Source organism: Streptomyces avermitilis MA-4680 = NBRC 14893, assembly GCF_000009765.2.
Taxonomy (GTDB): domain Bacteria; phylum Actinomycetota; class Actinomycetes; order Streptomycetales; family Streptomycetaceae; genus Streptomyces; species Streptomyces avermitilis.
In genome coordinates, this window is the sequence record NC_003155.5 from 118,797 (window position 1) to 142,947 (window position 24,151).

Here is a 24,151-nt window from a genome sequence, read left to right on the forward strand (position 1 = left end):
CGGGCAGCAGGGCGTAGCGGCGCGCCGCCCGGTCCGTGCACCACTACGCCGTGCCCATGAGCCGCCCTGTCTCAGCGGAACTCGTGGACCACCTCGATCTCCCCGGCCATGTGGGCGTTGAAGTCGTCGAGCTCTGCGGCCGGAACCCACAGTTCGAGAATCGTCTGCCCGCCGGCCTGCCGGACGGGATACCGGCGCAGGAACTGCGACTCGACCTCGAACCGGGTGACGAAGCCGGCACCGTCGTGCTTCACGTTCCAGTCCCGCGCGATCTTGACCGCGTAGTCCTCGTTGAGGACCGGGTAGAAGAACGGCTGCCCCAAAAGCCGCGCGGGCCACGCCCGCCACTTCAGTTCCCGGACCAGGTCCAGCTCCTTGGGGCCGGTGGGGCGCCACAGGGTCGTCGTTCCGTGCCGGCTGGTCATGTGGATCACTTTCTGCATCCGGGAAGCCGCGGGATCGGGGATCGGCCCGGCCGGGGAGAAGGGGACGATACCGCCGGCCCGGACCCGCCGGCCACGCAGTTTTCGGCACCCCGGCCGCCGTGACCGGCCAGACATCACAGGACACCACCAAACTGACAGGACATCACCGAGATGGCGTCCCTTGTCGTGGTGGAGCCGATCACGGTTGGGGAGTGCGCCGGGGGCGTGTGCTGACCTGATTGCCGCTCCCTGCCCGCAGGGCGGGCCACCGTGCAACTCTCCGTTGTGAAAGGCCAGTTCAACGTGGGAGGTGCAGGGTGGCCCTGTCTCAGCGGCGACCTGGACCTCGCGATCCCCAAGCTGCGGTCAGGGAGCTTCTTCCCCGCGAGCTGCGGTCAGGGAGCTTCTTCCCCGCGCTGCTGGAGCGGCGCCGCCGCATCGACCAGGCCCTGTACGCCGTCATCATGGAGGCCTACGTCCGCGGCGTGTCCACTCGGTCGGTCGACGACCTGGTCAAGGCCCTCGGTGTGGACACCGGGATATCCAGGAGCGAGGTCTCGCGTATCTGCCAGGACCTGGACGGCGAGCTGACCGCGTTCCGTGCCCGGCCCCTGGATCACGTCCGCTTCCCATACATCTATCTGGACGCGCCCTACTGCAAGGCGAGGGTCGAGCACCAGATCGTGTCCCGGGCCGTGGTGATTGCCACCGGGATCACCGAGGACGGCGGCCGGGAGGTGCTGGGCGTGATGGTCGGCGACAGCGAGACCGAGGTGTTCTGGACCGAGTTCTGCGTCACCTGCGCGAACGCGGTCTGACCGGTATCCGGCTCGTCATCGGCGACCATCACGTGGGACTGGTCAAGGCCATCCGCAAGGTCATGCTCGGGGCCGCGTATCAGCGCTGCAGGGTTCACTTCCTGCGCAACGTGTTCAGTTTGATCAACAAGGAAGCGGCCGAGATGGCCGCCGCCACGATCCGCACGATCTTCGCCCAGCCCACCGCCGACGCGGTCCGCACCCAGCTCGACACCGTCGCCGGCATGCTCGGCAAGCAGTTCCCCAAGGTTAAGGCGATGCTGCTGGAGGCGAAGGACGACCTGACCGCCTTCGCAGCGTTCCCCGAGCGTCATGGGAAGAAGATCCAGTCCACCAACCCGCTGGAGCGGATCAACCGCGAGGTCAAGCGCCGCACCGATGTCGTGCAGGTCTTCCCGAACGACGACGCCCTCCTGCGGCTGGTCACCGCCGTGCTCTTCGAGCTGCACGACGAGTGGATCGCCTTCCCCCGCCGCTACCTGCCCGAGGGCAGCATGAGCCAGCTTTACCCTGCTGAACTCCCCGAACAAGCCCCCGCACTAGCCCACACCACCAGCACGACGGCCGGTTGATCGGCCACGCCACAAGGGGCACGCGCCCCTCAGGACATCGATGGGTTGTGGACCTCGTTGCGCTGCGGGTCAAAGCAGGTCAAGCCGTGTTTTTGCGCAAGGGCGAAGACCGCACGAGAGAAGTCATCGGCCCGCGACCAGCCGACGCAGAGGATCAACCGATGCTCGTTTACGTCGGGGCTCACGCTCCACACGAGGTCATCGATCTCATCGTCATCCGGGTCGTCGGGGTCGGGGAACCCGACCAGCAGATCATCCAGGAGGGCAAGATTCCGCGGGTCAGGCTGAACAACGGTGTCATCGCCGGCTGCCAAACTCTGGCAGACAAGGAGTGCCCGGTCGACCGTGATCGGCATCGGCTCGTGCCAGACATAGAGATCGAAGCTCATTGCAATACCACCTGCATGATCGGCCCTTCTTGAGGTGATCACCTTCGCGGGCTGGGGCCAGCCTGGCAAGACCCACACCTCCAGCGAAGCACCGCTCCAGACCACCTCAACGGCCTGGTCACCGCGGTACGCAAGCCCACTGAACCCCCAAATGAGCCCCCGCGCTACCCAACACCACCAACACAACGTCCCGTTGATCGGCTACACCACAAGAAGGGACGCGACCCATCACCGGGCCGGCGAGCAAGGGCGCCTTGCTGAACCGAGCGCGCCCGGCCGGGCCCCGTCGGCCCTCGGAGCCGGGCAGACGCGGCCCCTGGCGTCCAGGTCGTTCGTACCGTGGCGCGCTCCGCCCGAACGCCAGGGGCCACGCCCGCTCCACGGTGTGCGGGCCGACGGCGGACGGGACGGGAGCCGGGGTGAGTTGCGGGATGGAAGGGCTGGGCCGGTGACAGGCCCAGGACCGCGACGGGAGATGATCCGCTCATGCGCATACGACGAGAGGCTCGTTGGTTCTTGTGGGGACTGTGGCTTGCGTGTCTGGTGTTCTCCATCTGGTTCTTCGCAGAGGTGATCATGCTCTTCCTGCAGGCCGAGTCCTGGTGACGCAGCGAGGTGTCGTGCCCCTGCCGTGCCCGATCGACCGGTAACTGACGGGGAGCCACGGTGGTTGACGGACAGCGCACAGGAGAACGGCCTCTGACCGGTTTACCTGGTCAGGGGCCGTTCTTCTGCGGTGGGTGCGGGATCTGAACCCACGGCGGCATCGCTGCCACGACGGATTTCGAGACCGCCCAGAGCCTGACTCGCCCAGTGGGACTCTGCCGGCCGCGTGGTCCCGTGGCGGCAGGGACCCGCAGAGAGCGTCGCCGAGCGCGGACAACGCGCCGGTCACCGCCTCGTCAGGGCAGCCCCCACCCGGCCGCGATCTGCGCTATTTGTCCGCCCGGTAGAGCTTGATGTCCTTGTTGACGAAAAGGTGCACGTAGCCGCACCGCCAGCAGATCAGGCCGGTGGCGTTCTCGTCGGCCCAGGCCAGCTTCATGAACTCCATACCGGTGCTGTTGAGCAGGACACCACGCTCTCGGAACAGGTCGCCTCGGCAGATCTGGCAGGTGAGCCAGACCTCGCCCAGTGATGCACGTACCGGCTTGCTTGCCATCGAGTGAACGCCCCCCGCGTCTGTGTGGTCAGCACGAGACTACGCACGAGACTACGGCGCAGCGGAGATTCGGTTGCGTGATCTTCCAGACAAACGGGTGACCCTCATCGAGGCGGCGCGTGCCACGCCCGTGCCACTGGCCGCCATGGACCACGCCCGCTCCACGGTGTGCGGGTCGACGGCGGACGGGATGGGAGCCGGGGAGAGTGGTGGGTAACTGATGGTGGTGAAGAACAGCGCCTTCCAGGGGGTTGCACGTCCCGACTGAGTGTCCAATCTGCCCAGCAACGCTGTCGAACAGCGGCAGACGAGCACGTACGCCAGCGGACCAGCACCGCAGATGACGTGTACGCCAGCCCATGGCACAGCCCCCACCCAAGCTGCTTCGGGACGAAGCAGTCGCGTCGCTGAGGTGCGTTGCATGAGCGGCGACGTTCTGGTCTGCCCTGAGTGCAGCCAGCCCATGAGATCTGGTGGCCTCGTGCTCTCCGAGCGGGAGGACGATGGTCGACGGACCTGCCGGGCGCTGTGGACGTGCACCGCCCGACACGTCCTGTGGCAGTGGGCCGACCGGCCGGACGAGCCATTGCAGCTCTGCCCTGTGCCACAGCTGTTCCGCTGACATCCAACGCTGACATCAACGACCACGAACAGCCGCGACAGTCAGCACCCGGCAATGGCCCCCACACACGAGCTGGACCGCAGCCGCGCAGGGGCACGATCGAACTCCTAAAGCGGGTGTCGGCGTGCCGGCCGTGCCACATCCCGCGGTCAACCGCGGTCAACGAGGGGGCACAGCAGTCGAGATGCGCGGCTGAGGCGGGCTGTGCCTGTAGCGGGAGTGACCCGAGTTCCTGCAGCAGCCGTCACCACCAGGCTTACCAGGCGGGGTCAGGTGCAGGCCTGCATGCACGGAACGGATACCCGGTACTTGCACCATGCTTCCCCGGCGCTGTCATGCGGCATCACGGCGGCCCCGCACCACAAGCACACCACATCCGGCGGGCAAACAGCGGGAAAGCGCGGGGAGCGGGGGCGGGAAAGCGGGGAAGAGTGCCGGCAGTGACGGCGGACCCGGACACCGCGCAGGGTCCGCAGACAGCCGGCCTGCCCGGACCAGGCTCCCAACCGGCCCTGGCAGAGCACGGCTTGCCGAGCCCAGGTCCTTGAGCGCGCAGCACGGCCCCCAGAATCCTGTATGCAGCCGCGCAGCCGTACAGCGGGCCGGCAGGGCGCCGGAGCGGGCCCGGGAGGAGGCCGGCACTTCTCGCGGCCCCCGGGCGGGACGCCTTACGCCCGCCGCCGTTCAACTGGGCACGTCCGGGCCGCCGGTAGCGGCGGGATCCGGCCAGTGATCAGTTACGCTGACCGCTGCCGCGGCGCAGACAGTTTCGACGCCCGGGCCCCTGGCGTCCCTTGCGGTGTGATCCCAAGGCCCCTGCCAGGCACTTTCTTGGTGACCGCAGAGGGAGACATGTTCAGCAAGCGACTGATAGCGGCCGCAGCGACCGCGGTGGTGATAGCCGGGCTGGGCGCATGCGGCAGCGAAACCGGGAACGGGAGCGGGAGCGGCGGCGCGGACCTGGGGTCCTCCTGGAGCGACGACGCCGGCCGGAGCGGCCAGGACGCCGCCCCGCACGCCCGGCCGGACACGGACACCGTGCGGGGACTGCGGGACTCGGTCCGCCACCTCTCCAGGAAAACCGCCAAGGCCACCCGCCCGCACCTGGTCAACAAGTGCACGCCTGCCACCCGGCGGGCCAAGCACACCCAGCAGAGGGGAACGGGCACCCGGAAGAAGACCCGCACCTGGTACACCACGGAGCACTACCAGGACTGCAAGAAGGTCCGCAACGGCACCGAGACCTACACACGAACCGTCAGGCCGCAACAGTGGTGCGTGCGCCTGGACGACGTCGACGGCGACACCTCCCAGGACGACCGCTGGTACCAGGTCACCCGGACCACCTACGACGAAGCCCTCACCATGGCCGAGCACACCCGCATCGAGTTCACCCCGGCCGGCACCGGCTGCTGAACACACCCGGACACCCGCCCCCCACCCGCACAGAAATCACCGCCTGAACACCCCGCGAGCGAACAACCTGCCGGCCAACCGGGCCGGCCCTGCCGCCCGCCCACCCGGCAGACCCTGAACAGCCCGGCACCCCCGCCCACAGCGCACCGAACGGGACAGAGCGGGGCGGAGCCGGAGCCGGCGCGGAGCCGGAGCCGGAGCCGGGGCGGAGCCGGAGCAGAGCCCGGGGCAGGGAAGCCGGAGCCGGCGCGGAGCACGGAACCGGAGAGCGGGATCTGCAGGAGCGGGAGCTGCGGCGGCTGCCCGGCTACGAGAGCTCCGGCCCGGTCCGGATCGGCAACGGGGCTGCGAACCAGTTGCAGCTCGACGTGTACGGCTACGTGGTCGAGACCCTGTACCTCGCCCACCAAAGCGGTGTGGCCCGCTGCGGCGACACCGCGGTCCTGCACCAGCGGCTGGTCGAGCACCTTGCCGAGCGGTGGCAGATGCCCGACGAGGGCATCTGGGAAGTCCGAGGTGAGCGCCGCCACTTCGTGCACTCCAAGGTCATGGCCTGGGCCGTGGTCGACCGGACCATCCGCCTGGTCGAGGCCGGCGCCCTGGACGCCGGCCTGTGCGCTCTGATGGAACTGCGCGAGGCCATCCGCCACGAGGTGTGCACCCGCGGCTTCGAGCCGGTTTGAGGCACCTTCACCCAGTCCTGCGGATCGCAGGAGGTCGACGCCGCTCTGCTGCTTCCCGCGGGTGGGATTCCTGTCCCCCGGCGGCCCCCGCGTGCTGGGGACGGTGGAGGCGGTGCGCCGGCAGCCGGCCACTTTGGAGGGATTCGTACGGCGCTACCCGACCGCAGGAGATCACGCGGGGCTCGACGGCCTGGACGGTGACGAGGGGGGCCTTCCTGCTCTGCTCGTTGTGGATGGTCGACGCGCTCGCTCTGACCGGCCGCCCGGCCAAGCCCACGGTCTCTTCGGCCGGTTCCTGGCCCTGCGCACCGACCTCGGCCTGCTCGCCGAGGAGTACGACCACGTCACCGGATGGCAGTTGGGAAACTTCCCGCAGGCGTACAGCCACATCGGGGTGATCGGGTCCGCGCTCCTGCTGCAGCAGCTCGGCTCGGGGGCGCCCGCAGCCGAGGCCGAAGTGCTCCTGGCGGCGGATGTCTGATAAACGCGACCGTCACCGCCTTGGTCATCCTGCTTGCCGCTGCGACAATGGTCGCCGTGGCAGCAGCCTGGGTCGCCTACCGCCGCTGGCAGATGGCGCGGCAGCAGGCCCGCCTCCTGGCGCGCGAACAGCAGGCGACCGCGCGTGCCCCTGCAGAAACTGGTTCACAAGACGCTGCCCCAGATCCACCAGGCGGCCGGTCGGATCGCAGACCTGCACGCCGGCGACGCCTGCGTGCGCGAGGCCCTGGACACGGTCCTCTACCGCGACCCGCCGCTCGCGAACGTCGCGATGGCCTACCCGCCCCGGCCGTTGGACATCGGCGGCTTCCTGCTGCCGACCGGCCAGCCGGCAGTCATCAGCTGCGCCGCCTGCAACAACGGCCCCGCCCTGGGAACACAGCGCCCGCTGGGCAACCGGGCCCACCTCGCCTGGGGCGCCGGCCCGCACCGCTGCCCGGCCGGTGCGCACGCCTGCCTCATCGCCGAGATGCCCTCCATGTCCTGGACACCCTGGCCGAGACGGACCTCGACGGCCGGCGCGCCGGCCTCGCCTGGCGCCCCGGCCCCTTCCACCGCTCGCTGGTCGCCCTGCCCGTCACTTTCCCCACGAGCTGAAAGAGACCTCAACGTGTCCGAACAGCAGATAATCGTCCTCGACCCGACCGGATCCGACCCGGACGCCGAACACCAGGCCCTGCGCGAGCGCGGGTCCGCCGCGCTGGTGGACATCCTCGGCGTGCGCGCCTGGTCCGTCTCCGACCCTGCGCTCCTCAAGCAGCTTCTGACCAGCAAGGACGTCTCCAAGGACGGCCGCGCCCACTGGCCGGCCTTCGCCGAGACCGTGCCCACCTGGCCGCTGGCTCTGTGGGTGGCGGTAGAGAACATGTTCACCGCCTACGGCGACAACCACAGCCGCCTGCGCCGCATGGTCGCCCCCGCCCTGTCGGCCCGCCGCACCGCAGCCCTCCAGGCGGACATCGAGGCCCTCGTGAACAGCATGCTCGACGGCCTCGACGCCTTCCCTGCCGGCGAGGTGGCCGACCTGCGCAAGCACCTCGCCTATCCGCTCCCGATCGCCGTCATCGGCAAGCTCATGGGCGTCCCCGCCGACCGGCGCACCGAGTTCCGCACCGTAGTGGACAACGTGTTCGCCACCCACCTCTCCGCCGAGGAACAGGCCGCGAACACCGCCGCCCTCTACGCCCTGCTGGACGCCCTGATCGAGATCAGGCGCGCCGAGCCCGGCCAGGACATGACCTCACTGCTGATCGCCGCCCGCGACGAGGAAGACGGCTCCGCCTTCAGCGACGCCGAGCTGCGTGACACACTCCTGTTGATGATCAGCGCCGGGTACGAGACCACCGTCAACGTCATCGACCAGGCCATCACCACCCTGCTGACCGACCCTTGCCAGCTCGCCCACGTCCGGGAGGGCCGCTGCACCTGGCAGGACGTGGTCGAGGAGACTCTGCGCCACCAGCCCGCGGTCAAGCACCTTCCCCTGCGCTACGCCCGCATCGACATCCCCCTCCCGGACGGGCAGACGATCAAGACCGGAGAGGCGATCCTCGCCTCCTACGCTGCCGCCAACCGCCACCCCACCTGGCATGAGGACGCCGACCGCTTCGACGCCACCCGCCCCAGCAAGGAACACCTCGCCTTCGGACACGGCGTCCACTTCTGCCTCGGCGCCCCGCTGGCCCGTCTCGAAGTCGCCACCGCGCTGCGCCTGCTCTTCGAGCGTTTCCCCGACGCCCGACTCGCCACGGAGCGGACCGCGCTGGAGGCACTGCCGAGCTTGATCAGCAACGGACACACCTCCGTCCCCGTGCACCTGCGCCCGACGTCCAGCGCCAGTAGCTGATCGTTAGCTGGTGTGACTTCTGCTGCTGGTGCGTCAGTTCCTCGCCGGGGCCCGAAACTGGAGTTGTTGCTGCTGTCTGATGACGAGCGGGCGGAGTCGGAGCGGTGCACGCGCCGGGCGACACCGGCCCGGGCCCTGGCCCTGCGGGCGCGGATCGTGCCGGCGTGTGCAGGGCCGGACGTACCGCCGTTCGTCGCGGTCGCCCCAGAGTTGCGGGTGGCCGCGGACACGGTCCGAAAGTGGCGGCGGCGCTTCCTCGCCCGGCGGCCGGACGCACTGGCCGGCGAGCCGAGGCCGGGCCGGCCGCCCACCATCAGCGTCGATCAGGACACGCAGCTGGTCGTGGCGGCCGGACGCCCACTGCCGGGCAATCGCCACGGCGCCCGCGCCTACCGGGAATCGGGTGCGGCCCGCGCCGTCAAGAACGCGCCCCTCCTCGGCGACGGCGGCTATCGCGGCACACCCGCCCTCATCCCGCACTGGCCGCGTAAAGACCGACCGCTCACGCCTCAGCAGCAAGCCGGCAACGCAGTCCACCGCAGGGCCAGGGCCTGCGTCGAGCACGCCTTCTCCCGGAGGAAGACCTACAAGATCCTCCGTGACTGCCGCTTACGCGGCGACGGCGTCCACCAGGCCATCCTCGCCGTGGCCCGGCCGCACCATCTGGCCCTCGCCGGGCAACCCCACCTCGGCCAGGGACACTCCCTGCACTTCCCCAACACCGGCTTACGGGACGTCATTCAGCCGGAGCAGGGCCGGGCGGGGCCAGGCGGAGGCGGAGCGGGAACGCAAGTGCGCTGTCGCCGACACCCCAAAGGCCATCGACGGGACTCCTCCCGCGGGCCGCAGCCCGGCCCGGAAGCGGGGACAGGCAGGGCCGCGGGCGGGGCCCTGGGGCGGGTATCCGGTGGCGAAGCGGTGCCCCAGCCCTGCTGCTGCCTACCGGGCCGGGCCGAGGTGGAGGTACTCGGCCCGGGCCGGTGAGCAGCCGCGAGTACAGAGCGCGGTGTCTGCCGGGCGCGGCGTGTGCCGGGCGCGGCGTGTGCCGGGCGCGGCGTGTGCCGGGCGCGGCGTGTGCCGGGCGCGGTGGGTGCCGGGCGCGGTGGGTGCCGGGCGCGTGCGCGGGTGCCGGCGGATGCCCAGGGCGTCTTCCCGGCGGCTTCCCGCTCGGGGCGGTAGTGCGTCACAGGCCCAGGGAGATGGCCAGCCGGGTGAGTTCGGCGGTGCTGCTGATGTTGAGCTTGGCCCGGATACGGCGGAGATAGGCGTCGACCGTGTGCTTGGACAGCCCCATATGGCGGGCGGTCTGCAGATAGGTACGCCCGGCGGCGATGTGCCGCAGCGTCTCCCGCTCACGCGGGGCCAGCACAGGAGCGGAGGCGGGGGCGGAGGCGGGGGCGGGGGCGGGGGCGGGGGCTTCGGCATACGGCGCGGTGAGTGTGAGACTCATGGGGATTTCCTCCGACAGGTCGGTCCGGTCATCACTGCTCACACCCTCGGAAGCAGAGGACAAATGCCTGAAAGATGCTGTTTGTCCCTTTTCGAAAAGCCTGGCCCGCCGACTTCATGACGCTGTCCGCCGACTGTCACAGGCACGTCACAGGGCACGCCCGCAGGCAACGCCACCCCGCGAGATCCCCTCCCCCGCCACCCGGCCACCCCCGGCACGGCACGGGAGCGGCACGGCACGGGAGCGGCGCAGCACGGAAGCGGCGCGGCACGAGGCGGCGCAGCACGGGGGGCGGAGCGGCGCAGCACGGGGGCGGCGCGGCACGAGGCGGCGCAGCACGGGGGGCGGAGCGGCGCAGCACGGAAGCGGCGCGGCACGAGGCGGAGCAGAGGCGGGCGGTGACTGCGGCGGGCCGAGGCTCTGCGTGCCCCGGCGGCCGGCAAGGCCCGGCCAGGCCCCGCCGACGGGGCCGGGCAGACCTGCGAGGGGGGCAGGCAGGGCTGGCGACCGGGCAGGCCGGCCGGGGAGCCGCGGCCCGGCGGGGACGGACGGCCCCGCCGGGCCGGGGCAGGCTGGCTCTGAGCCGGCCCCGCGGGGCCGGGGCAGGCTGGCTCTGAGCCGCCGGCCGCCTCCCGGGGCACGGCCCGAAGCACGGCCCGGGGCACGGCCCGGGGCACGGCCGGCGGCGCGGCCGGCGGCGCGGGCCTGGGGCACGCCCCCTGGCGGCAGCGCCGGGTTGGTGCTCCGTGCCCCTCAGGATCATGCTTGTCAGGAGGGCCCCGGCCGTACAGGACGCGAAGGGCGAGATGAGCGGCGATGGAGCGACTTCCCACCCCTGCCGGCCAGCAGGCGGACATACCGGACGCCTCCCCCGCACCGGCCTGCACGGCCACCGCCACCATCAGTGAGCAGGGCATCGTGACGGGGTGGAGCGAAGGCGCCCGCGAACTGCTGGGCTACACGCCCCCGCAGATCGTGGGACATCCCGCCGCACGCCTGCTCGCCGACGGCACGGGCGAACAGGCACGGCGCGAGACAGCCGGGCGCGAGCGGTTCAGCGGCCAGGTGGCACTCCTGCACCGCGACGGCCACCGGCTGCTGCGCAACCTCCTCGCGCACCGCCGCACACCGCAAGGACCGCAGCCGGCCGAGTGGCTCGTGGTGTCCGCGGTGACCGCGGCCTCCGCAAGTCCCCGCACCCCCGACAGCCAGGCCCTGCGGGAATGGGTGTTCAGCCAGTCCCCCTGCATCCTGGCCGTCTTCGACACAGACCTGCGGCTGGTCACCGCCAACACCGGCATGGAAAGTGCGCTGCTGCTCCCCGAGGAACAGATGCGCGGGCTGCGCCTGCCGGAGATCACACCCGGCCCCGCAAGCGAAGAAGCCGAAACAAAAATGCGCCGCGCACTGGAAACCGGCCAGACACAGCACATGCAGGCCTACCTCCACCCCACCGGGGTGAGCGCACAGCGCGGCTGGTCGACCACACTGGCCCCGCTGAAAGACCCCGGCGGAACGGTGCGCGCCGTATGCCTGGCAGCCCACCACCGCCAGCAAGAACACCTGGCCCGGCAGCGGATGCTGCTGCTCAACGATGCCGGAGCCCGCATCGGCACCACCTCCGACATCCAGCGCACCGTGCAGGAACTGGCCGACGTCGCCGTTCCCCGGCTCGCCGACTTCGCCGCCGTCGACCTGCTGGACGTCCCCCGGCGCGGCGGCGAACCCGCCCGCCTCCCCGCCACCGGCCCCATCACCATGCACCGCACCGCCCTGCACACCACCCCCGACAACCACACCAGCCACACCAGCCACACCAGCCACGACGGCGACGACGGCGACGGCGGCGACACGCACCCCGCCACCCCGCCCGCAGCCGGCGAGAAAATCCTCTACCCGGCACAGTCACCGGTGGCCCAGTGCCTGGCCCAGGGCCACGGCGCCCTGTACGAAGCAGACGACCCCGCACTCACCCGCTGGGCAGCCAACGACCCCACAGCCGCCTGGACCCGCCGGCAGGGAACCCACTCGGTGATGGTGGTACCCCTGCGCGCCCACGGCACCACCCTCGGCGTCGCCCTCTTCGCCCGCAGCCACCGCCCCGAACCCTTCGAAGCAGACGACCTGTGGCTCGCCGAAGAACTCACCGCCCAGACCGCCGTCCACCTCCACAACGCCCACCGCCACGCCCGCGAACACACCACCACCATGACCCTGCAGCGCAGCCTGCTCCCCCAGAAACTGCCCGACCAGGGAGCACTCGACATCGCCACCCGCTACCTGCCCGCCGGCAGCAAAGCCGGCGTCGGCGGCGACTGGTTCGACGTCATCCCCCTCTCCGGCGCCCGCGTCGCCCTCGTCGTCGGCGACGTCGTCGGCCACGGCATCCGCGCCTCCGCCACCATGGGCCGCGTCCGCACCGCCGTACGCACCCTCGCCGACGTCGACCTGCCCCCCGACGAACTCCTCACCTACCTCGACGACCTCGTCATCCACCTCGCCGCCGACGAAGGCGGCGGCGCCGAAGGCACCACCGAAACCGCCGCAGGCATCGGCACCACCTGCCTCTACGCCGTCTACGACCCCACAACCCGCCACTGCACCATCGCCCGCGCCGGCCACCCCCCACCCGCCGTCGTCACCCCCGACGGCAACGTCCGCTTCCTCAACGTCCCCGCCGGCCCCCCACTGGGCCTGGGCGGCCTCCCCTTCGAAACCCTCGAAACCCAACTCCCCGAAGCAGCCTCCTCACCCTCTACACCGACGGACTCCTCGAAACCCGCGACCACGACATCGACGAAGGCCTCGACAAAATGTTCCACGCCCTCGCCCGCCCCGCCCACAACCTCGACACCGTCTGCGACAGAATCCTCACCACCATGCTCACCCACCGCCCCGACGACGACATCGCCCTCCTCATCGCCCGCACCCGCGCCCTCAACACCAACCAAATCGCCACCTTCAACCTCCCCTCCCACCCCGCCATCGTCGCCCAAGCACGCCAACACACCACCACCCAACTCACCACCTGGAACCTCACCGACACCACCTTCACCACCGAACTCATCGTCAGCGAACTCGTCACCAACGCCATCCGCTACGGCCACCCACCCATCCAACTCCGCCTCATCCACCACAACCACACCCTCACCACCGAAGTCTCCGACACCAGCAACACCACCCCCCACATGCGCCGCGCCCGCACCTACGACGAAGGAGGACGCGGCCTCCTCCTCATCGGCCAACTCGCCCAACGCTGGGGCACCCGCCACACCCCCACCGGCAAAACCGTCTGGACCGAACAAACCCTCACCCCCAACTAATACTGAATTCCGCTTTCGTTGGGTATAGCGGCTGGTAGCGGGGCAGTTGCGGGTGCTCGGGGCCGGTGCTGGGTAGTGGTGCTGAGGGCACGGCCGGGCCGTGACGAGGGCGAGCGGGAGATGGTCCACCGCCTGGCGTCGGCCAGAAAGGCGCCGAAGGTTGTGGTGGAGCGCTGTCGGACGGTGGAGCTGAGCTGGGGCGGGTGGCTGGTGCCGCAGATAGCCGACGAGCTGCGGTGCGGTGTGGGGCAAGCCCGCACCACCCACCCGAACCCTCAGACGCCGCTACACGTACACCGTTTGAGGACAGCACTAATAGGACTCCATTAGGTCTTCCTGTCGGGCCTGTTCGGGAGCATGTTGGGTGTGTGGACGCACATGAAGTGAACAGTGTCCGGGCGACGTTGGCGTTATACATCGCTGATGTGTTCGTGTCGATGCCGCGCAAGGACCAGCGGCCAAGGGTGACTGCTATATGCGGGGACTGATGCTGGACGGTCGCCGCAAGTCGATCCAGGCGATGGCCGCGCGGTTGCCGGACGGCAACGAGCAGAACCTGCAGCAGTTCGTGAACCAGTCGACGTGGGATCCCGTGCCGGTGCAGCGACGGATCGCCGAGCGGATGCTGCCGTTGATCAACCCGGTGGCCTGGGTGATCGACGATGTGTCGGTGCCCAAGGACGAGAGGATGTCGGTCGCGGTGGCCCCGCAGTACTGCGGGGCTCTGGGCAAACGGGCCAACTGCCAGGTCGCGGTCACCGTCCACGCCGCGACCGACACTGCCTCCTGCCCGCTGCAGTGGCGCCTGTTCCTGCCAAAGGAGTGGGCCTCGGACACCGACCGCCGGGCCATCACCCGCATCCCACCCGAGGTCGCGCAGGCACTGTCACGTTGGCTGACGGGGTGGGATGATCTCCTGGTTGATCAAGCTGGTAGGGGTCGTCCGTGGGGAGCACGTCGCCGTCGTACAGGGGGCACCGGTACCCGGTCGAGGTGATCTCCCACTGCATGTGGCTGTACTTCCGGTTCCCGCTCAGCTTCCGCGAGGTCGAGGAGCTGATGCTCCAGCGAGGCGTCATCGTCTCCTACGAGACAGTGCGTCGCTGGTGCGCCAAGTTCGGCCAGGCCTACGCGAACGGACTGCGCCGCCGCCGGCCCCGGCCCGGGGACAAGTGGCACCTGGACGAGGTGTTCGTCAGGGTAAACGGGGAGCTGAAGTACCTGTGGCGGGCCGTCGACCAGGACGGCAACGTACTCGACATCCTCGTCCAGAACCGGCGGGACAAGGCCGCCGCCCGACGCTTCTTCCGCAGGCTGATGAAGGAGACCCGGTCGGTGCCGAGGGTGGTCGTCACGGACAAGCTCCGCTCCTACGGCGCGGCCCACCGTGAGGTCATGCCCTCCGTCGAGCACCGCTCGCACAAGGGACTGAACAACCGGGCCGAGAATAGCCACCAGCCCACGCGGCAGCGTGAACGTGCGATGAAGGGCTTCCGCAGTACCGGTGGAGCCCAGCGGTTCCTGTCCGCGTTCAGCGGCATCTCACCCCACTTCCGGCCCCACCGCCACCTGATGACAGCCTCTGACCACCGAGCCGAGATGACCATCCGCTTCGCCATCTGGGACCAGATCACCGGCGCTGCCAGCCGGCCCACCACGGCCTGAACAACAGGCCCGGACCGCAGGCCCACCATGCCCCGACGCACCATCAGACAGTCACGCACCCAACAACGTGACAACGCCCTGCCCGGCGTTCCGAGGCGGTGGCGGGTCAGGCGGCGGTCGGTGCCGGTTGTCGAGCCACCCTCCGAGCCGGATACCCACGCCATCCTCTCCGTCTTCACCAGCCATGTTCTCGACATGCTTCCTTGGGACTCGCAGGTGACCTTCGCGGGTGTGGAACTGGCGTGCCGCGGCCAGGTGGGGTGGGTGGCCCACCGGTTGGCCTGTGTCCGGCGCGCAGGCGGCTGCTCTTCCCCGTTGGCGGGTTCGAGTCCGAGGACGCTGTCCAGCAGCCTGGCTTTCTAAGCGGGATCTGACACCACTTGTCGTTCAGGGACGACACGCCCGGTGCGGGCGGAGAGTGCTATCGCCGAGTTTTGACAGTACTTGGGGTCTTGCGATGGGGGATGGCTGTGCTTGTTCGTGATGAAGGGGTGCCGATGCCGCCCAAGTCCGGGCAGGACGCCCCCAACAGGCATAGGGTCGGCGGTGACAGGCAGCACGGGGAGGACTGGTTGAGCGGGGGTAGGTCACCGTCGCCGGATTGGCGGAAGCCGTCGCCGTTGGGCCTCGGGGTCGCCGTGGACGCCGTCACCAATGTCGCCGCCCCGCTGCTGGCGGGGTTCGCGATTGCCACCATCGGGGTCGTCGGCGCGGATGGCGGCCACTTCCGCTGGCCCGGGCCGGTCCTGCTGTGCCTGACGCTGTCGGCGCTGCTGTTTGTCACCTGCGTGCAGTTCGGGTTCCACGCCCGGCGGCACCTGTACTCGTTCGCGGACATCTCTGCTTGGTGGTCGGACGAGGAGATGAGAGATCACCGCGACCTGCTGCGCGAGGAGCAGAACGCCGACTTCCAGCTCTGGAACCGCTGGCGCGGGCGGGCCTACACGGCGTACAGCGGTGGCATGGTCATGCTGTGGCTGGGGGTGGCCCTGGTTCTGGTGCCACCGGCACGGAGTACATCGCCTGACACGGAGTTCCGCTGGGCTGCAGCCGCTGTGGCGGTCGGCGCCGCCGTGGTTGAGGCCGTATGGAGCATGTATCCGCAGGTAAGACTCTGGTTTCAGCGGCGCCGAGTCCTTAGGGGGAACGCGTGACGGACAGCACGGGAAGTCCGGGAGTACCCGACGAACAGCCCATCGAGCCGAGACCGAGGCTGGACCCGGAGCGCAGAGCGCCCCAACCAGTACCGCCGCCGTGGCAGTCGGCGCCGCAACCAGTACCGCCGCAGTTGCCGCAGGCGGCGCCGCCTGCGAGAGCCGACTGTCCGAGTTGTCATCACTCGCGAAGGCATCATCGGGGCTGCGAGCTGGAGTCACTGAGCGTTGAGCTCGCGTCCTTGCTCGGCTACACGGCGGCGCGGGACCGCGTCCCAGCAATGGATGACGGCGAGGACCGGTCCCCGTCCCGTCCGGTTCCCGGCGGAGTGCGTGGGTGGCTGCACCGACTGCTTCGGCGTTGACCCCGAGCCGTCGCACCGGCATCCGGGGCCCGATCGCATTTGTGGGGTCCTGCCGCAGCGACAGGCGGTCAAGGCCGGGATGGTCCCCGGAAGGACCGCTCCAGCAGCGGAGAGACTGCGGCGATCACAGGCCAGACTCGCCTGCTCCACCGCTGGTTTCTTCGCTGGCAACACCGGGTCGGTGTGGCTGTTGGAGAAGGTGGGCTGCCAGCGAACCGAGACGCTACGGCACGGCGGTCATTGAGCACCTTGTGCCGGTATTCCACAGCGACCATTGCTTCCTCTGGGCTCTCACGTCCCAGTCTCCAGGTGTCCACGATCAAGGGGAAGCTTCACTCGGGCGCTGCACCACCATTCCGGGTGTCGATGACCGTGACATCCAAGAGGCTGTCCACCTCGCGCATCAGCAGACGAGAAAGCTCAGCCCGGCACCGTCGGGCGGCCAGAAGACTCTCTTGCGCCTCTGTAAGAGTTGCATCAAAACCCTGTGCCGTGGGTCCTATCCTTATCGCTCGCCGCAACTGAAAAGAGGTCCTGTTGAGCGCGTCCACAATCAGGAAGGCATCCCCGGTGACTGATGGGTGACGCGCTGACTGTGCGGCGACACGTTCTTCCACGGCAGGGGAAAAACGGATTATGCCGCGGGAGAGCTCTACTTCGGCGCTGACTGTGGTCAGCATGATCCGTAGCCCATCCTCCAGCGCACCGTACCCGGCGCTCTGCAGGGCATCCCGGCAGCGATAGTGGGCCGCCAAGAACTCACTGAGGTCCAGGGCCAAGCTTGACTCGCGGCTTTGCTCCAGATCAATGATCGTTTGATCGAGGAGGTCGTACCACGCGGCAACTGCCTGACGAACCAGCACCACACGCGCCACGGCCGCCTTGCGCTTCTCCACCTGCTCAGTTGCCTCGGAGTCCGCTCTGGCAAATTCCCGATCTGCCTGCATCTCTAGCCGCTCTCGTTGCCGAAGTTCTGCCTCGACGCGTACGAGTTCTCGCTCTTCCCTCGCCTGCAACAGTGCCCGCTTCTGAACCTGAATAGGGCCCCAGTAGGCCACAGCCCCGGTGATAAGAGTGCCACCCAGGACACCGAACAGACCGTAAAGTGCCTCAGACATGGTGTTCCCCGTATCGCGAGGGGCCGAAGGCCTCAAGCCCGACAAAGCGTCTCAGCGCTCTAGCGTCACCAGCTCAGACTTCGCCCACGAAGACCCGGCGCTCACGCCTCCATGAGCCGAAGCCAACCGCGGGCCTTCTCAGGTAGCACTGTAGAACCGCCGGGCCACCTCTCCGTCGCCGGCCCCCGCCTCGATCAAGTCAGCGGCTGCAAGACGGACTTGTTCGCGCCGATCCCGCTCCTCGGCCGTCAACCCACCACCATCGGGATAGCTCATCCTTCCGGCATAGCGCGGCCCACGACAACTGTCACGACCCCACGTAACCCACACCCTTAAGACGGCGTTTCTTATGGCGTGATCGTTCGTTGAACCGTGTATGACGGATCTGGTTGAGCGGCTGGTGCCGGATGAGTTGTGGGTGTTGTTCCGGCGGGTGGTGCCTCCGACAGAGGTGATACGTCCGCAGGGCGGCGGCCGGCGCCGGGCGGGTGACCGCGAGGCCCTGGCCGCGATCATCTTCGTGGCGACCTCGGGCTGCACGTGGCGGCAGCTGCCGCCGGTGTTCGGCCCGAGCTGGCAGACGGTCTACCGACGCTTCGCCCAATGGAGCCGGGCCCGTGTCTGGGCCCGGCTCCACCGCGTCATCCTCGACGAACTCGGTGCCCGCGGCGAGTTGGACTGGTCACGGTGCGCGATCGACTCGGTCAGCCTGCGGGCGGCAAAAGGGGGCCACTGACGGGACCGAATCCGACCGACCGAGGCAAGTTGGGATCGAAGATCCACCTGATCACCGACCGGAACGGACTGCCTCTCTCGCTGGGCATCTCAGGCGCCAACATGCACGACAGCCTCGGCCTTGAACCGCTCGTGCGCGGGATCCCGCCGATCCGGTCCCGGCGAGGACCGCGTCGGCGGCGACCCGGCAAGCTCCACGCAGACAAGGGCTACGACTACGACCACCTGCGGCGATGGCTCCGCAAACGCGGCATCCGCCACCGCATCGCCCGCAAGGGCATCGAGTCCTCAAAGCGGCTCGGCCGCCACCGCTGGGTCGTCGAGAGGACCGTGTCCTGGCTCGCCGGCTGCCGCCGACTCCACCGCCGCTACGAACGCAAGGCAGAACACTGCCTCGCCTTCGCTGACATCGCCGCAGCCCTCATCTGCCACCGCCGCCTCACCAAATGAAACGACGTCTAATACTGCAACGGTGCTTGCCGTGACTGGTGGCCAGTTCAGTCGTTGGTCTGGTTATGGGTGGGGACCTTGCTGGTGTCAGGTTGTGGGCGGGTGAACTCGAGGCGGTGCACGAGCGGTTCGTGCACCGGTTCAGCCGGGAAGAGCCGCGTCAGTCGGCGCTGGCCTATATGCGGGGGCTGGTCGCGCCGCTGGAGCGGAAGAACGGCTGGACGCTGGCTGAGGAGGCCGGGCATGCCGGTCCCGATCGCATCCACCGGTTGCTGAACCGGATCGAGTGGGACGCCGACGAGGTCCTGGACGACGTGCGTGACTACGTCGTCGAGAACCTCGGCGACCGGGATGCCGTCCTGATCGTCGACGACACCGGATTCCTGAAGAAGGGTGTCCGTTCGGCCGGGGTCCAGCGGCAGTACTCCGGCACCGCGGGACGCACGGAGAACTCCCAGATCGGGGTCTTTCTCGCGTATGCAACGGGCCGCGGACGCACGCTGATCGACCGGCGGCTGTATCTGCCCACGTCCTGGACGGATGACCGCGAGCGATGCCGACGGGCAGGCATCGACGACAGTGTCGCCTTCGAGACGAAGGTGGCCATGGCCAAGGCGATGGTCCGCCGGGCCATCGCCGACAGGATCCCGTTCGGCTGGGTGACGGCGGACGCCGCCTATGGCTTCAGCAAGGGCTGGCGGTTCGAGCTGGAGCAGGCGGACGTCTTCCATGTCATGGCCACCACCCGGCACGACACCGTCGTCACCCGCTGGTCCATCGACCACCCCGTCCACGACCTGTTCCCCGGCCTGCCCCGGCAGAAATGGAAACGCCGTTCCTGCGGCGAGGGAGCCCACGGCCGGCGGATCTACGACTGGGCCCGCGTCGAGGTGAGGCCCTGGCACCGCGAGGACCGCCGGCACTGGGTTCTCGCCCGCCGCAGCGTGAGCAGGCCCGAGGAGATCTCCTACTACATCGCCTACTGTCCCGCCGGCACCACGCTGGACGAGCTGATCCGCGTCGCGGGCAGCCGATGGGCCGTCGAGGAATGCTTCCAGACGGCGAAGCAGGAATGCGGTCTGGACGACTACCAGGTCCGCCGCTACCCCGGCTGGCACCGCCACATGACCCTGGCCATGGCCGCTCATGCCTGCCTGACCGTCCTGCGAGCCCGTGAACTGGACATCGGGAAAGCAGAAACGGATCCTCCCAGCTCATCCACTACAGCCTCGCCGAGATCCGACGACTGATCACCCGCCTCACCGACCGCCGCCCCACCCCGATCGACCACATCCTGCATTGGTCGACATGGCGCCGCCGACGCCAACACCAAGCCCGCATCAGTCACTACAAACGACGCGGACACAGCCCCTGAAACCTGCCCAACACTCAGAACAAGCACCGTTGCAGTACTAGTGTCGAACGCAGCGACCAGTGGCCTTTGTTCGTGGAATCTGGACACCACTGGTCGCTCAGGCCGAGAGCACCCGGTTTCGCCGGAGAGCGACTCTTCCAGCAGCGCGTCAGCAAGAGCGCCGACATTCGCCTTACCGCCGTCGGCGATCACCTCACCGCCGTCCGGATCGACGGCTCACCCGGGATCGACTGGCGCCGCCACTACGAGGCACTCACTTACACCCCGGTCCCCGTCCCGCCCGAGATCACCAAAGGGGTCCGCGCCTACCTCGACGCCTTCGGCCTGGTCTTCGGTGCCTTCGACTTCGGACTCGGCACAGATGGCCGCTGGCACTGGTACGAGTGCAACCCCAACGGGCAATGGGCCTGGTTCCCCGACAACATCACCGCCCCCATCACCAACGCTCTCGCCGACCGTCTCCAGCACCCCCAAGGAACTTTCCAATCGTGTTGTCAAGCCGCTCTCGTGACGGGAGGTGAAGTGTGAAAGCACTCTCCGTCACGGATCATCGCCCACAGAACGTTGAGTCGTCGGCGTGCGAGAGCCAGCAGGGCCTGCTTGTGGCCCTTGCCCTCGCCTCGCTTCCGGTCGTAGAACGCCTTCGAGGCGGGGCAGCACTGGAGGCTGACCATGGCCGACAGGTACATGGTTCTCAGCAGACCACGGTGGTAGCGCCGGGGGCGGCGCAGGTTGCCGCTGACACGGCCGGAGTCACGTGGTCTGGGGGCCAGGCCGGCGAAGCCGGCCAGGCGGTCGGGGCTGCCGAAGGCGTCCATGTCACCACCGGTCGCGGCGAGGAATTCAGCTCCGAGCTTGGCTCCCATGCCGGGCAGACTGCGGATCACCTCGGCGTGCGGATGCTCGCAAAACTTGACCTCGATCAGGGCGTCAAGCTCGGCGATCTCCTCATCGAGGGCCATCACCCCCTTCGCGAGGCGGACCACCATGGCGGCGGCCAGCTTCTCGCCGGGCAGCGCGGTCTGCTGGGCCTGGGCGGCCTCCACGGTCGTCTTCGCCAGTGCGGCGGCACCCCTGACTTTGCGGTTCTTCAACCACGTCTCGATCCGGCTCGCGCCTGCTCGACGGATCGCGGCCGGGGTCTGGTAGCCGGTCAGCAGTACCACCGGCCCCCGGTTCGTCAGTTCCAGGGCACGTTCCAGCGCGGGGAAGATCTCCAGGAGTTGGGCGCGGAGACGGTTGATCTGCCGGGTGCGGTCGAAGACCGCGTCCAGACGGCGGGTGGTCAGCGTGCGCAGGTCGACGGCGATCTCATCGCCGGGCCGCAACAGGCCCAGATCGCGACGGACGCGGGCCTGGTCGGCGATGACGAAGGCGTCCTTCGCGTCGGTCTTCCCCTCGCCGCCCTTGTAGGTGGCCGAGGCACGGTGGACCGCCAGACCGGTCAGGTAGGCGACCGGCTGGCCGTGGCTGACCAGCAGGCCGATCAGCAGCGCGGCACCACCGTGATTGAGGTCCACAGCCCACAGCGCGTCGGCGGATATCTCCAGGACATCGCCGATCAGGGCAAGCAGTTCACTCTCGTCATTTGCGACCCGGCGGGACAGCAGACGCTTGCCGTCCGCGTTGATCACCACGCAGTGGTAATGCGTCTTGCCGATGTCCACTCCGGCCCAGATCTCGGGCACGTTCCCCTCCACCAGCTCGCCCTACATCGATCCCGCAGACGACCTCGCCGACGTCGTCCTACGCAGCGATCGGAGTCGCATCTCCCAATTGGCGGTCGAGTCGTCGCGGGGCTCCGGGCGGCCAAGTTCCTTGAGCCATCCCTACGGCGCCCCAATGACAGCCATACCCAGAACCCCCGGGCCCTCCGATCTTACGAATGACCAGAGCAACCACCCTTGAAAGGTAGGACCCCATGACCGACCCCGCCGACCTGCGCCGCCAACTCGCCAACACCATCCCCACGGATGACCCCGCCTGGCGCCATGCCCTCCAAAGCGTGCCACGCGAAATCTTCCTCGGCGACGCCTTGTTCCGCCTCACCGGCCCCCAGTGGGAACCCATCCACCGCGACCAGACCGCCCCCGGCGAGTGGCTGCGCCTCATCTACCAGGACACCACCTGGGTCACACAGATCGACGGCGTCAACGCGGCCGACGCCTGCAGCCCCACGACCGGCCGCCCCACCTCGTCCAGCACGCTGCCGTCCCTGATCGTCCGCATGCTCGACCTCGCAGGCACCCGCGACGGCGACAACGTGCTGGAGATCGGCACCGGCACCGGCTACTCCACCGCCATCCTCTGCGAACGCCTCGGAGACGAACACGTCTTCTCTGTCGAGTACGACCCGGGCCTGGCAGCCGCGGCGGCTGACCACATCCACGCCGCCGGTTACCACCCCACCCTGAACACCGGAGACGGCCTGGCCGGACACAAGGACGGCGCCGAATACGACGCGATCATTGCCACCTGCGCTGTCCGCCACATCCCCCCGACCTGGCTCTACCAAGTACGCGCCGGCGGCACCATCACCACCACCATCAGCGGATGGATGCTCGCCTCCGGCCTCATCCGCCTCACCGTCCACGACGACGGCACCGCCACCGGCCGATTCGCCGACGACCAGATCAGCTACATGCTCGCCCGCCCCCACGAACGCCCACCCCGCCCCACGTACTACCAGCACCCCGGCCACACCCGCCCCACCCGCGTAAACCCCGCCCTCCTGGACGACTGGACCGGCCACTTCCTCGCCCAGCTCGCCGCACCCTCAGCCGAACTCATGAACACCACCGACGGCGTGATCCTGGTGGACGTCGCCACCGGATCACAGGCATGGACCGAACCAGCCGGGAACAGCTGGCACGTCCACCAGCACGGCCCGCTCAACCTCTGGGACCAGGTGGAGAACACCCTCACCACCTGGCAGAGGGCAGGCTCACCCCCACAATCCGACCTCGGCATGACCGTGGAACCGGACGGCACACAACGGGTATGGCTCGGGGCCCCCGACGGCCCCTCATGGGACCTGCCCGTCTAGCACCGCACGCACCGAGGTACGAGACCATCCGCCCCGGACGACAAGCCGCTGAACCAATCGACCAGGAAGCAGTGGTGGCCCCCTGGTTGTGGGCGCGCTCGTGGGCGAAGAGAGCGTCGCGCTCGTCGGGTTTGAGGCTGCGCAGCATGGCGGTGGTGACGACGATGCGGTGCGGGCGTCCGGGCAGGGCGTAGGCGTCCGGGTGCGGTGAGTCGACCACGCACAGATCGCCAGCGGTAGGTCGCCGGTCGGCCTCGGCGCGGGCGGTGCGGAAGGCGCGCGTCTGGCGCAGGGCCGAGTGTGCGAGGGTCCAGGCGCCGATGGTGAGCAGGCCGGTGGCGATCGCGGCCGCGGGCAGGACCAGGTAGCCCGTGGGCGTGCGCAGGGGGTGGGCGAGTTCACCGAGCGCCGCGAACGCCGGCAGCTTGAGCAGTCCGGTCAGGACGAGTGCGCCCAGGGCGGTCACGCAAGCACCCGCCAGCACCAGGGCGGCGGCGGTCAGCGCCCACAGAGCGGTGGCAGGGGCCAGTCGGTCGAGGGCTCGCCGGGCGAGTAGCGGCATCACGAAGGGCAGCAGCAGCGGAATCAACAGAGGACGGTCATCCCTCGTCGGCCTCCAGTAGCTGGCGCAGAAGCTGTTCGTCGTCCGGATGGAGCTGGGCGACGAAGCGGGCCAGGACGGTCTCCCGGTCAGTGTCACGGTCGAGCTCGGTATGCATGCGCCGGGCGGTGAGCCCCTGGGTGTCCTGCACGGGGTAGTAACCATAGCCACGCCCCTGCGGTCGACGACGCCCTTGTCGTACAGGCGGGACAGGATCGTCGTCACCGTCGTGCGGGCCAGGTCGGAGGCGAGTTCGGCCTGCACCTCACCCGGGGTGAGGGCCGCCTCGGCGGCCCACAGGGCGGCCATGACGGCGGCTTCCAGCTCGCCGGCCGGTCGGCGCTCGTCCTTGGCGTCGGTCATGGGAACGATCGTCACCCCATCTTCGTCTACAGTTCAGTAGACCGTCTACAGAATTGTAGTCACCCGGGTGGC

At 69.1% G+C, this 24,151-nt stretch carries 16 protein-coding genes and 7 pseudogenes; 14 read left to right on the top strand and 9 right to left on the bottom strand.

The features are described from left to right. Positions 1-71: 71 nt before the first annotated feature. Complete coding sequence (locus SAVERM_RS00945) at positions 72-425, bottom strand: hypothetical protein (RefSeq protein ID WP_010981538.1); 354 nt, start codon at positions 423-425, stop codon at positions 72-74. Positions 426-811: 386 nt separating this feature from the next. Here SAVERM_RS00945 and SAVERM_RS00950 point away from each other — a divergent pair. Beyond that, positions 812-1,815: pseudogene (locus SAVERM_RS00950) on the top strand (IS256 family transposase); the annotation flags it as partial. Positions 1,816-1,844: 29 nt separating this feature from the next. Here SAVERM_RS00950 and SAVERM_RS00955 read toward each other — a convergent pair. Beyond that, complete coding sequence (locus SAVERM_RS00955) at positions 1,845-2,204, bottom strand: hypothetical protein (protein WP_037652246.1); 360 nt, start codon at positions 2,202-2,204, stop codon at positions 1,845-1,847. Positions 2,205-3,138: 934 nt separating this feature from the next. Then, entirely contained in the window at positions 3,139-3,366 is a 228-nt protein-coding gene (locus SAVERM_RS00960) for a hypothetical protein (RefSeq protein ID WP_010981541.1), read from the bottom strand. 1,474 nt (positions 3,367-4,840) lie between these two features. Here SAVERM_RS00960 and SAVERM_RS00965 point away from each other — a divergent pair. The 4 genes and pseudogenes from SAVERM_RS00965 to SAVERM_RS45680 all read left to right on the top strand — a co-directional run bounded on the left by SAVERM_RS00965 (position 4,841) and on the right by SAVERM_RS45680 (position 9,418). Continuing rightward, positions 4,841-5,404 carry a hypothetical protein gene (locus tag SAVERM_RS00965; RefSeq protein WP_010981542.1) on the top strand — a complete coding sequence of 188 codons (564 nt, stop codon included), beginning with the start codon at positions 4,841-4,843 and terminating at the stop codon, positions 5,402-5,404. Positions 5,405-5,664: 260 nt separating this feature from the next. Next, positions 5,665-6,568, top strand: a pseudogene (locus SAVERM_RS00970) (glycoside hydrolase family 15 protein); the annotation flags it as partial. Between the two features lie 630 nt (positions 6,569-7,198). Continuing rightward, complete coding sequence (locus SAVERM_RS00975; protein WP_010981545.1) at positions 7,199-8,434, top strand: cytochrome P450 family protein; 1,236 nt, start codon at positions 7,199-7,201, stop codon at positions 8,432-8,434. Between the two features lie 66 nt (positions 8,435-8,500). Then, positions 8,501-9,418, top strand: coding sequence for a transposase family protein (locus tag SAVERM_RS45680; RefSeq protein WP_078936752.1), 918 nt, complete (start codon positions 8,501-8,503; stop codon positions 9,416-9,418). Positions 9,419-9,617: 199 nt separating this feature from the next. On the opposite strand, the gene SAVERM_RS00980 is transcribed toward SAVERM_RS45680, so the two are convergent. Then, positions 9,618-9,884, bottom strand: a complete 267-nt coding sequence (locus SAVERM_RS00980; protein ID WP_078234656.1) for a response regulator transcription factor — start codon at positions 9,882-9,884, stop codon at positions 9,618-9,620. 816 nt (positions 9,885-10,700) lie between these two features. Here SAVERM_RS00980 and SAVERM_RS45210 point away from each other — a divergent pair. From SAVERM_RS45210 to SAVERM_RS01000, 5 genes and pseudogenes are all read left to right on the top strand, one after another. Beyond that, positions 10,701-12,443: pseudogene (locus SAVERM_RS45210) on the top strand (PAS domain-containing protein); the annotation flags it as partial. A gap of 38 nt (positions 12,444-12,481) precedes the next feature. Then, positions 12,482-13,207 carry an ATP-binding protein gene (locus tag SAVERM_RS45685; protein ID WP_420822304.1) on the top strand — a complete coding sequence of 242 codons (726 nt, stop codon included), beginning with the start codon at positions 12,482-12,484 and terminating at the stop codon, positions 13,205-13,207. Positions 13,208-13,575: 368 nt separating this feature from the next. Then, a pseudogene (locus SAVERM_RS00990) lies at positions 13,576-14,150 on the top strand (IS701 family transposase); the annotation flags it as partial. Positions 14,151-14,215: 65 nt separating this feature from the next. Further along, a complete protein-coding gene (locus SAVERM_RS00995; RefSeq protein WP_202497587.1) occupies positions 14,216-14,872 on the top strand; it encodes an IS6 family transposase in 657 nt (218 codons plus the stop codon). A 638-nt stretch (positions 14,873-15,510) separates the two neighbouring features. Beyond that, positions 15,511-16,026, top strand: coding sequence for a hypothetical protein (locus SAVERM_RS01000; RefSeq protein ID WP_137951137.1), 516 nt, complete (start codon positions 15,511-15,513; stop codon positions 16,024-16,026). A 697-nt stretch (positions 16,027-16,723) separates the two neighbouring features. Here SAVERM_RS01000 and SAVERM_RS01005 read toward each other — a convergent pair. Then, positions 16,724-17,509, bottom strand: a complete 786-nt coding sequence (locus SAVERM_RS01005) for a hypothetical protein (RefSeq protein ID WP_037653187.1) — start codon at positions 17,507-17,509, stop codon at positions 16,724-16,726. 153 nt (positions 17,510-17,662) lie between these two features. Continuing rightward, a pseudogene (locus SAVERM_RS45690) lies at positions 17,663-17,785 on the bottom strand (IS630 family transposase); the annotation flags it as partial. A gap of 100 nt (positions 17,786-17,885) precedes the next feature. Here SAVERM_RS45690 and SAVERM_RS01015 point away from each other — a divergent pair. The 3 genes from SAVERM_RS01015 (at position 17,886) to SAVERM_RS01025 (ending at position 20,597) form a co-directional block, all read left to right on the top strand. After that, a protein-coding gene (locus SAVERM_RS01015) for an IS5 family transposase (protein ID WP_197586338.1) occupies positions 17,886-18,694 on the top strand; the annotation gives its coding sequence in 2 pieces (ribosomal slippage) (positions 17,886-18,233 and positions 18,236-18,694; 807 coding nt in all). A 65-nt stretch (positions 18,695-18,759) separates the two neighbouring features. After that, positions 18,760-19,944, top strand: a complete 1,185-nt coding sequence (locus SAVERM_RS01020) for an IS701-like element ISSav3 family transposase (protein ID WP_010981556.1) — start codon at positions 18,760-18,762, stop codon at positions 19,942-19,944. Positions 19,945-20,141: 197 nt separating this feature from the next. Beyond that, positions 20,142-20,597: an MvdC/MvdD family ATP grasp protein gene (locus SAVERM_RS01025; protein WP_338058977.1), complete on the top strand. Its 456-nt coding sequence runs from the start codon at positions 20,142-20,144 to the stop codon at positions 20,595-20,597. Here SAVERM_RS01025 and SAVERM_RS01030 read toward each other — a convergent pair. Beyond that, positions 20,564-21,757, bottom strand: coding sequence for an IS110 family RNA-guided transposase (locus tag SAVERM_RS01030; protein WP_037651044.1), 1,194 nt, complete (start codon positions 21,755-21,757; stop codon positions 20,564-20,566). The genes SAVERM_RS01025 and SAVERM_RS01030 overlap by 34 nt on opposite strands. 233 nt (positions 21,758-21,990) lie before the next feature. On the opposite strand from SAVERM_RS01030, the gene tgmC reads away from it, so the two are divergent. Further along, the gene (gene tgmC, locus SAVERM_RS01035) at positions 21,991-23,115 is read left to right on the top strand and encodes an ATP-grasp peptide maturase system methyltransferase (RefSeq protein WP_010981559.1); all 1,125 of its coding nucleotides are present in this window, start codon (positions 21,991-21,993) and stop codon (positions 23,113-23,115) included. A 62-nt stretch (positions 23,116-23,177) separates the two neighbouring features. Here the strand turns inward: tgmC and SAVERM_RS39140 are convergent. Together SAVERM_RS39140 and SAVERM_RS01040 are read right to left on the bottom strand one after the other, a co-directional pair. Next, positions 23,178-23,677: pseudogene (locus SAVERM_RS39140) on the bottom strand (M48 family metalloprotease); the annotation flags it as partial. 37 nt (positions 23,678-23,714) lie between these two features. Continuing rightward, a pseudogene (locus tag SAVERM_RS01040) lies at positions 23,715-24,079 on the bottom strand (BlaI/MecI/CopY family transcriptional regulator). Positions 24,080-24,151: the final 72 nt, after the last annotated feature.

What these genes read in the sequence shown, in the direction of transcription:
- SAVERM_RS00945 (WP_010981538.1), bottom strand. Translation starts at nt 425, where the DNA reads ATGACCAGCCGGCACGGAACGACGACCCTGTGGCGCCCCACCGGCCCC.
- SAVERM_RS00955 (WP_037652246.1), bottom strand. Translation starts at nt 2,204, where the DNA reads ATGAGCTTCGATCTCTATGTCTGGCACGAGCCGATGCCGATCACGGTC.
- SAVERM_RS00960 (WP_010981541.1), bottom strand. Translation starts at nt 3,366, where the DNA reads ATGGCAAGCAAGCCGGTACGTGCATCACTGGGCGAGGTCTGGCTCACC.
- SAVERM_RS00965 (WP_010981542.1), top strand. Translation starts at nt 4,841, where the DNA reads ATGTTCAGCAAGCGACTGATAGCGGCCGCAGCGACCGCGGTGGTGATA.
- SAVERM_RS00980 (WP_078234656.1), bottom strand. Translation starts at nt 9,884, where the DNA reads ATGAGTCTCACACTCACCGCGCCGTATGCCGAAGCCCCCGCCCCCGCC.
- SAVERM_RS00995 (WP_202497587.1), top strand. Translation starts at nt 14,216, where the DNA reads ATGTGGCTGTACTTCCGGTTCCCGCTCAGCTTCCGCGAGGTCGAGGAG.
- SAVERM_RS01005 (WP_037653187.1), bottom strand. Translation starts at nt 17,509, where the DNA reads ATGTCTGAGGCACTTTACGGTCTGTTCGGTGTCCTGGGTGGCACTCTT.
- SAVERM_RS01020 (WP_010981556.1), top strand. Translation starts at nt 18,760, where the DNA reads ATGGGTGGGGACCTTGCTGGTGTCAGGTTGTGGGCGGGTGAACTCGAG.
- tgmC (WP_010981559.1), top strand. Translation starts at nt 21,991, where the DNA reads ATGACCGACCCCGCCGACCTGCGCCGCCAACTCGCCAACACCATCCCC.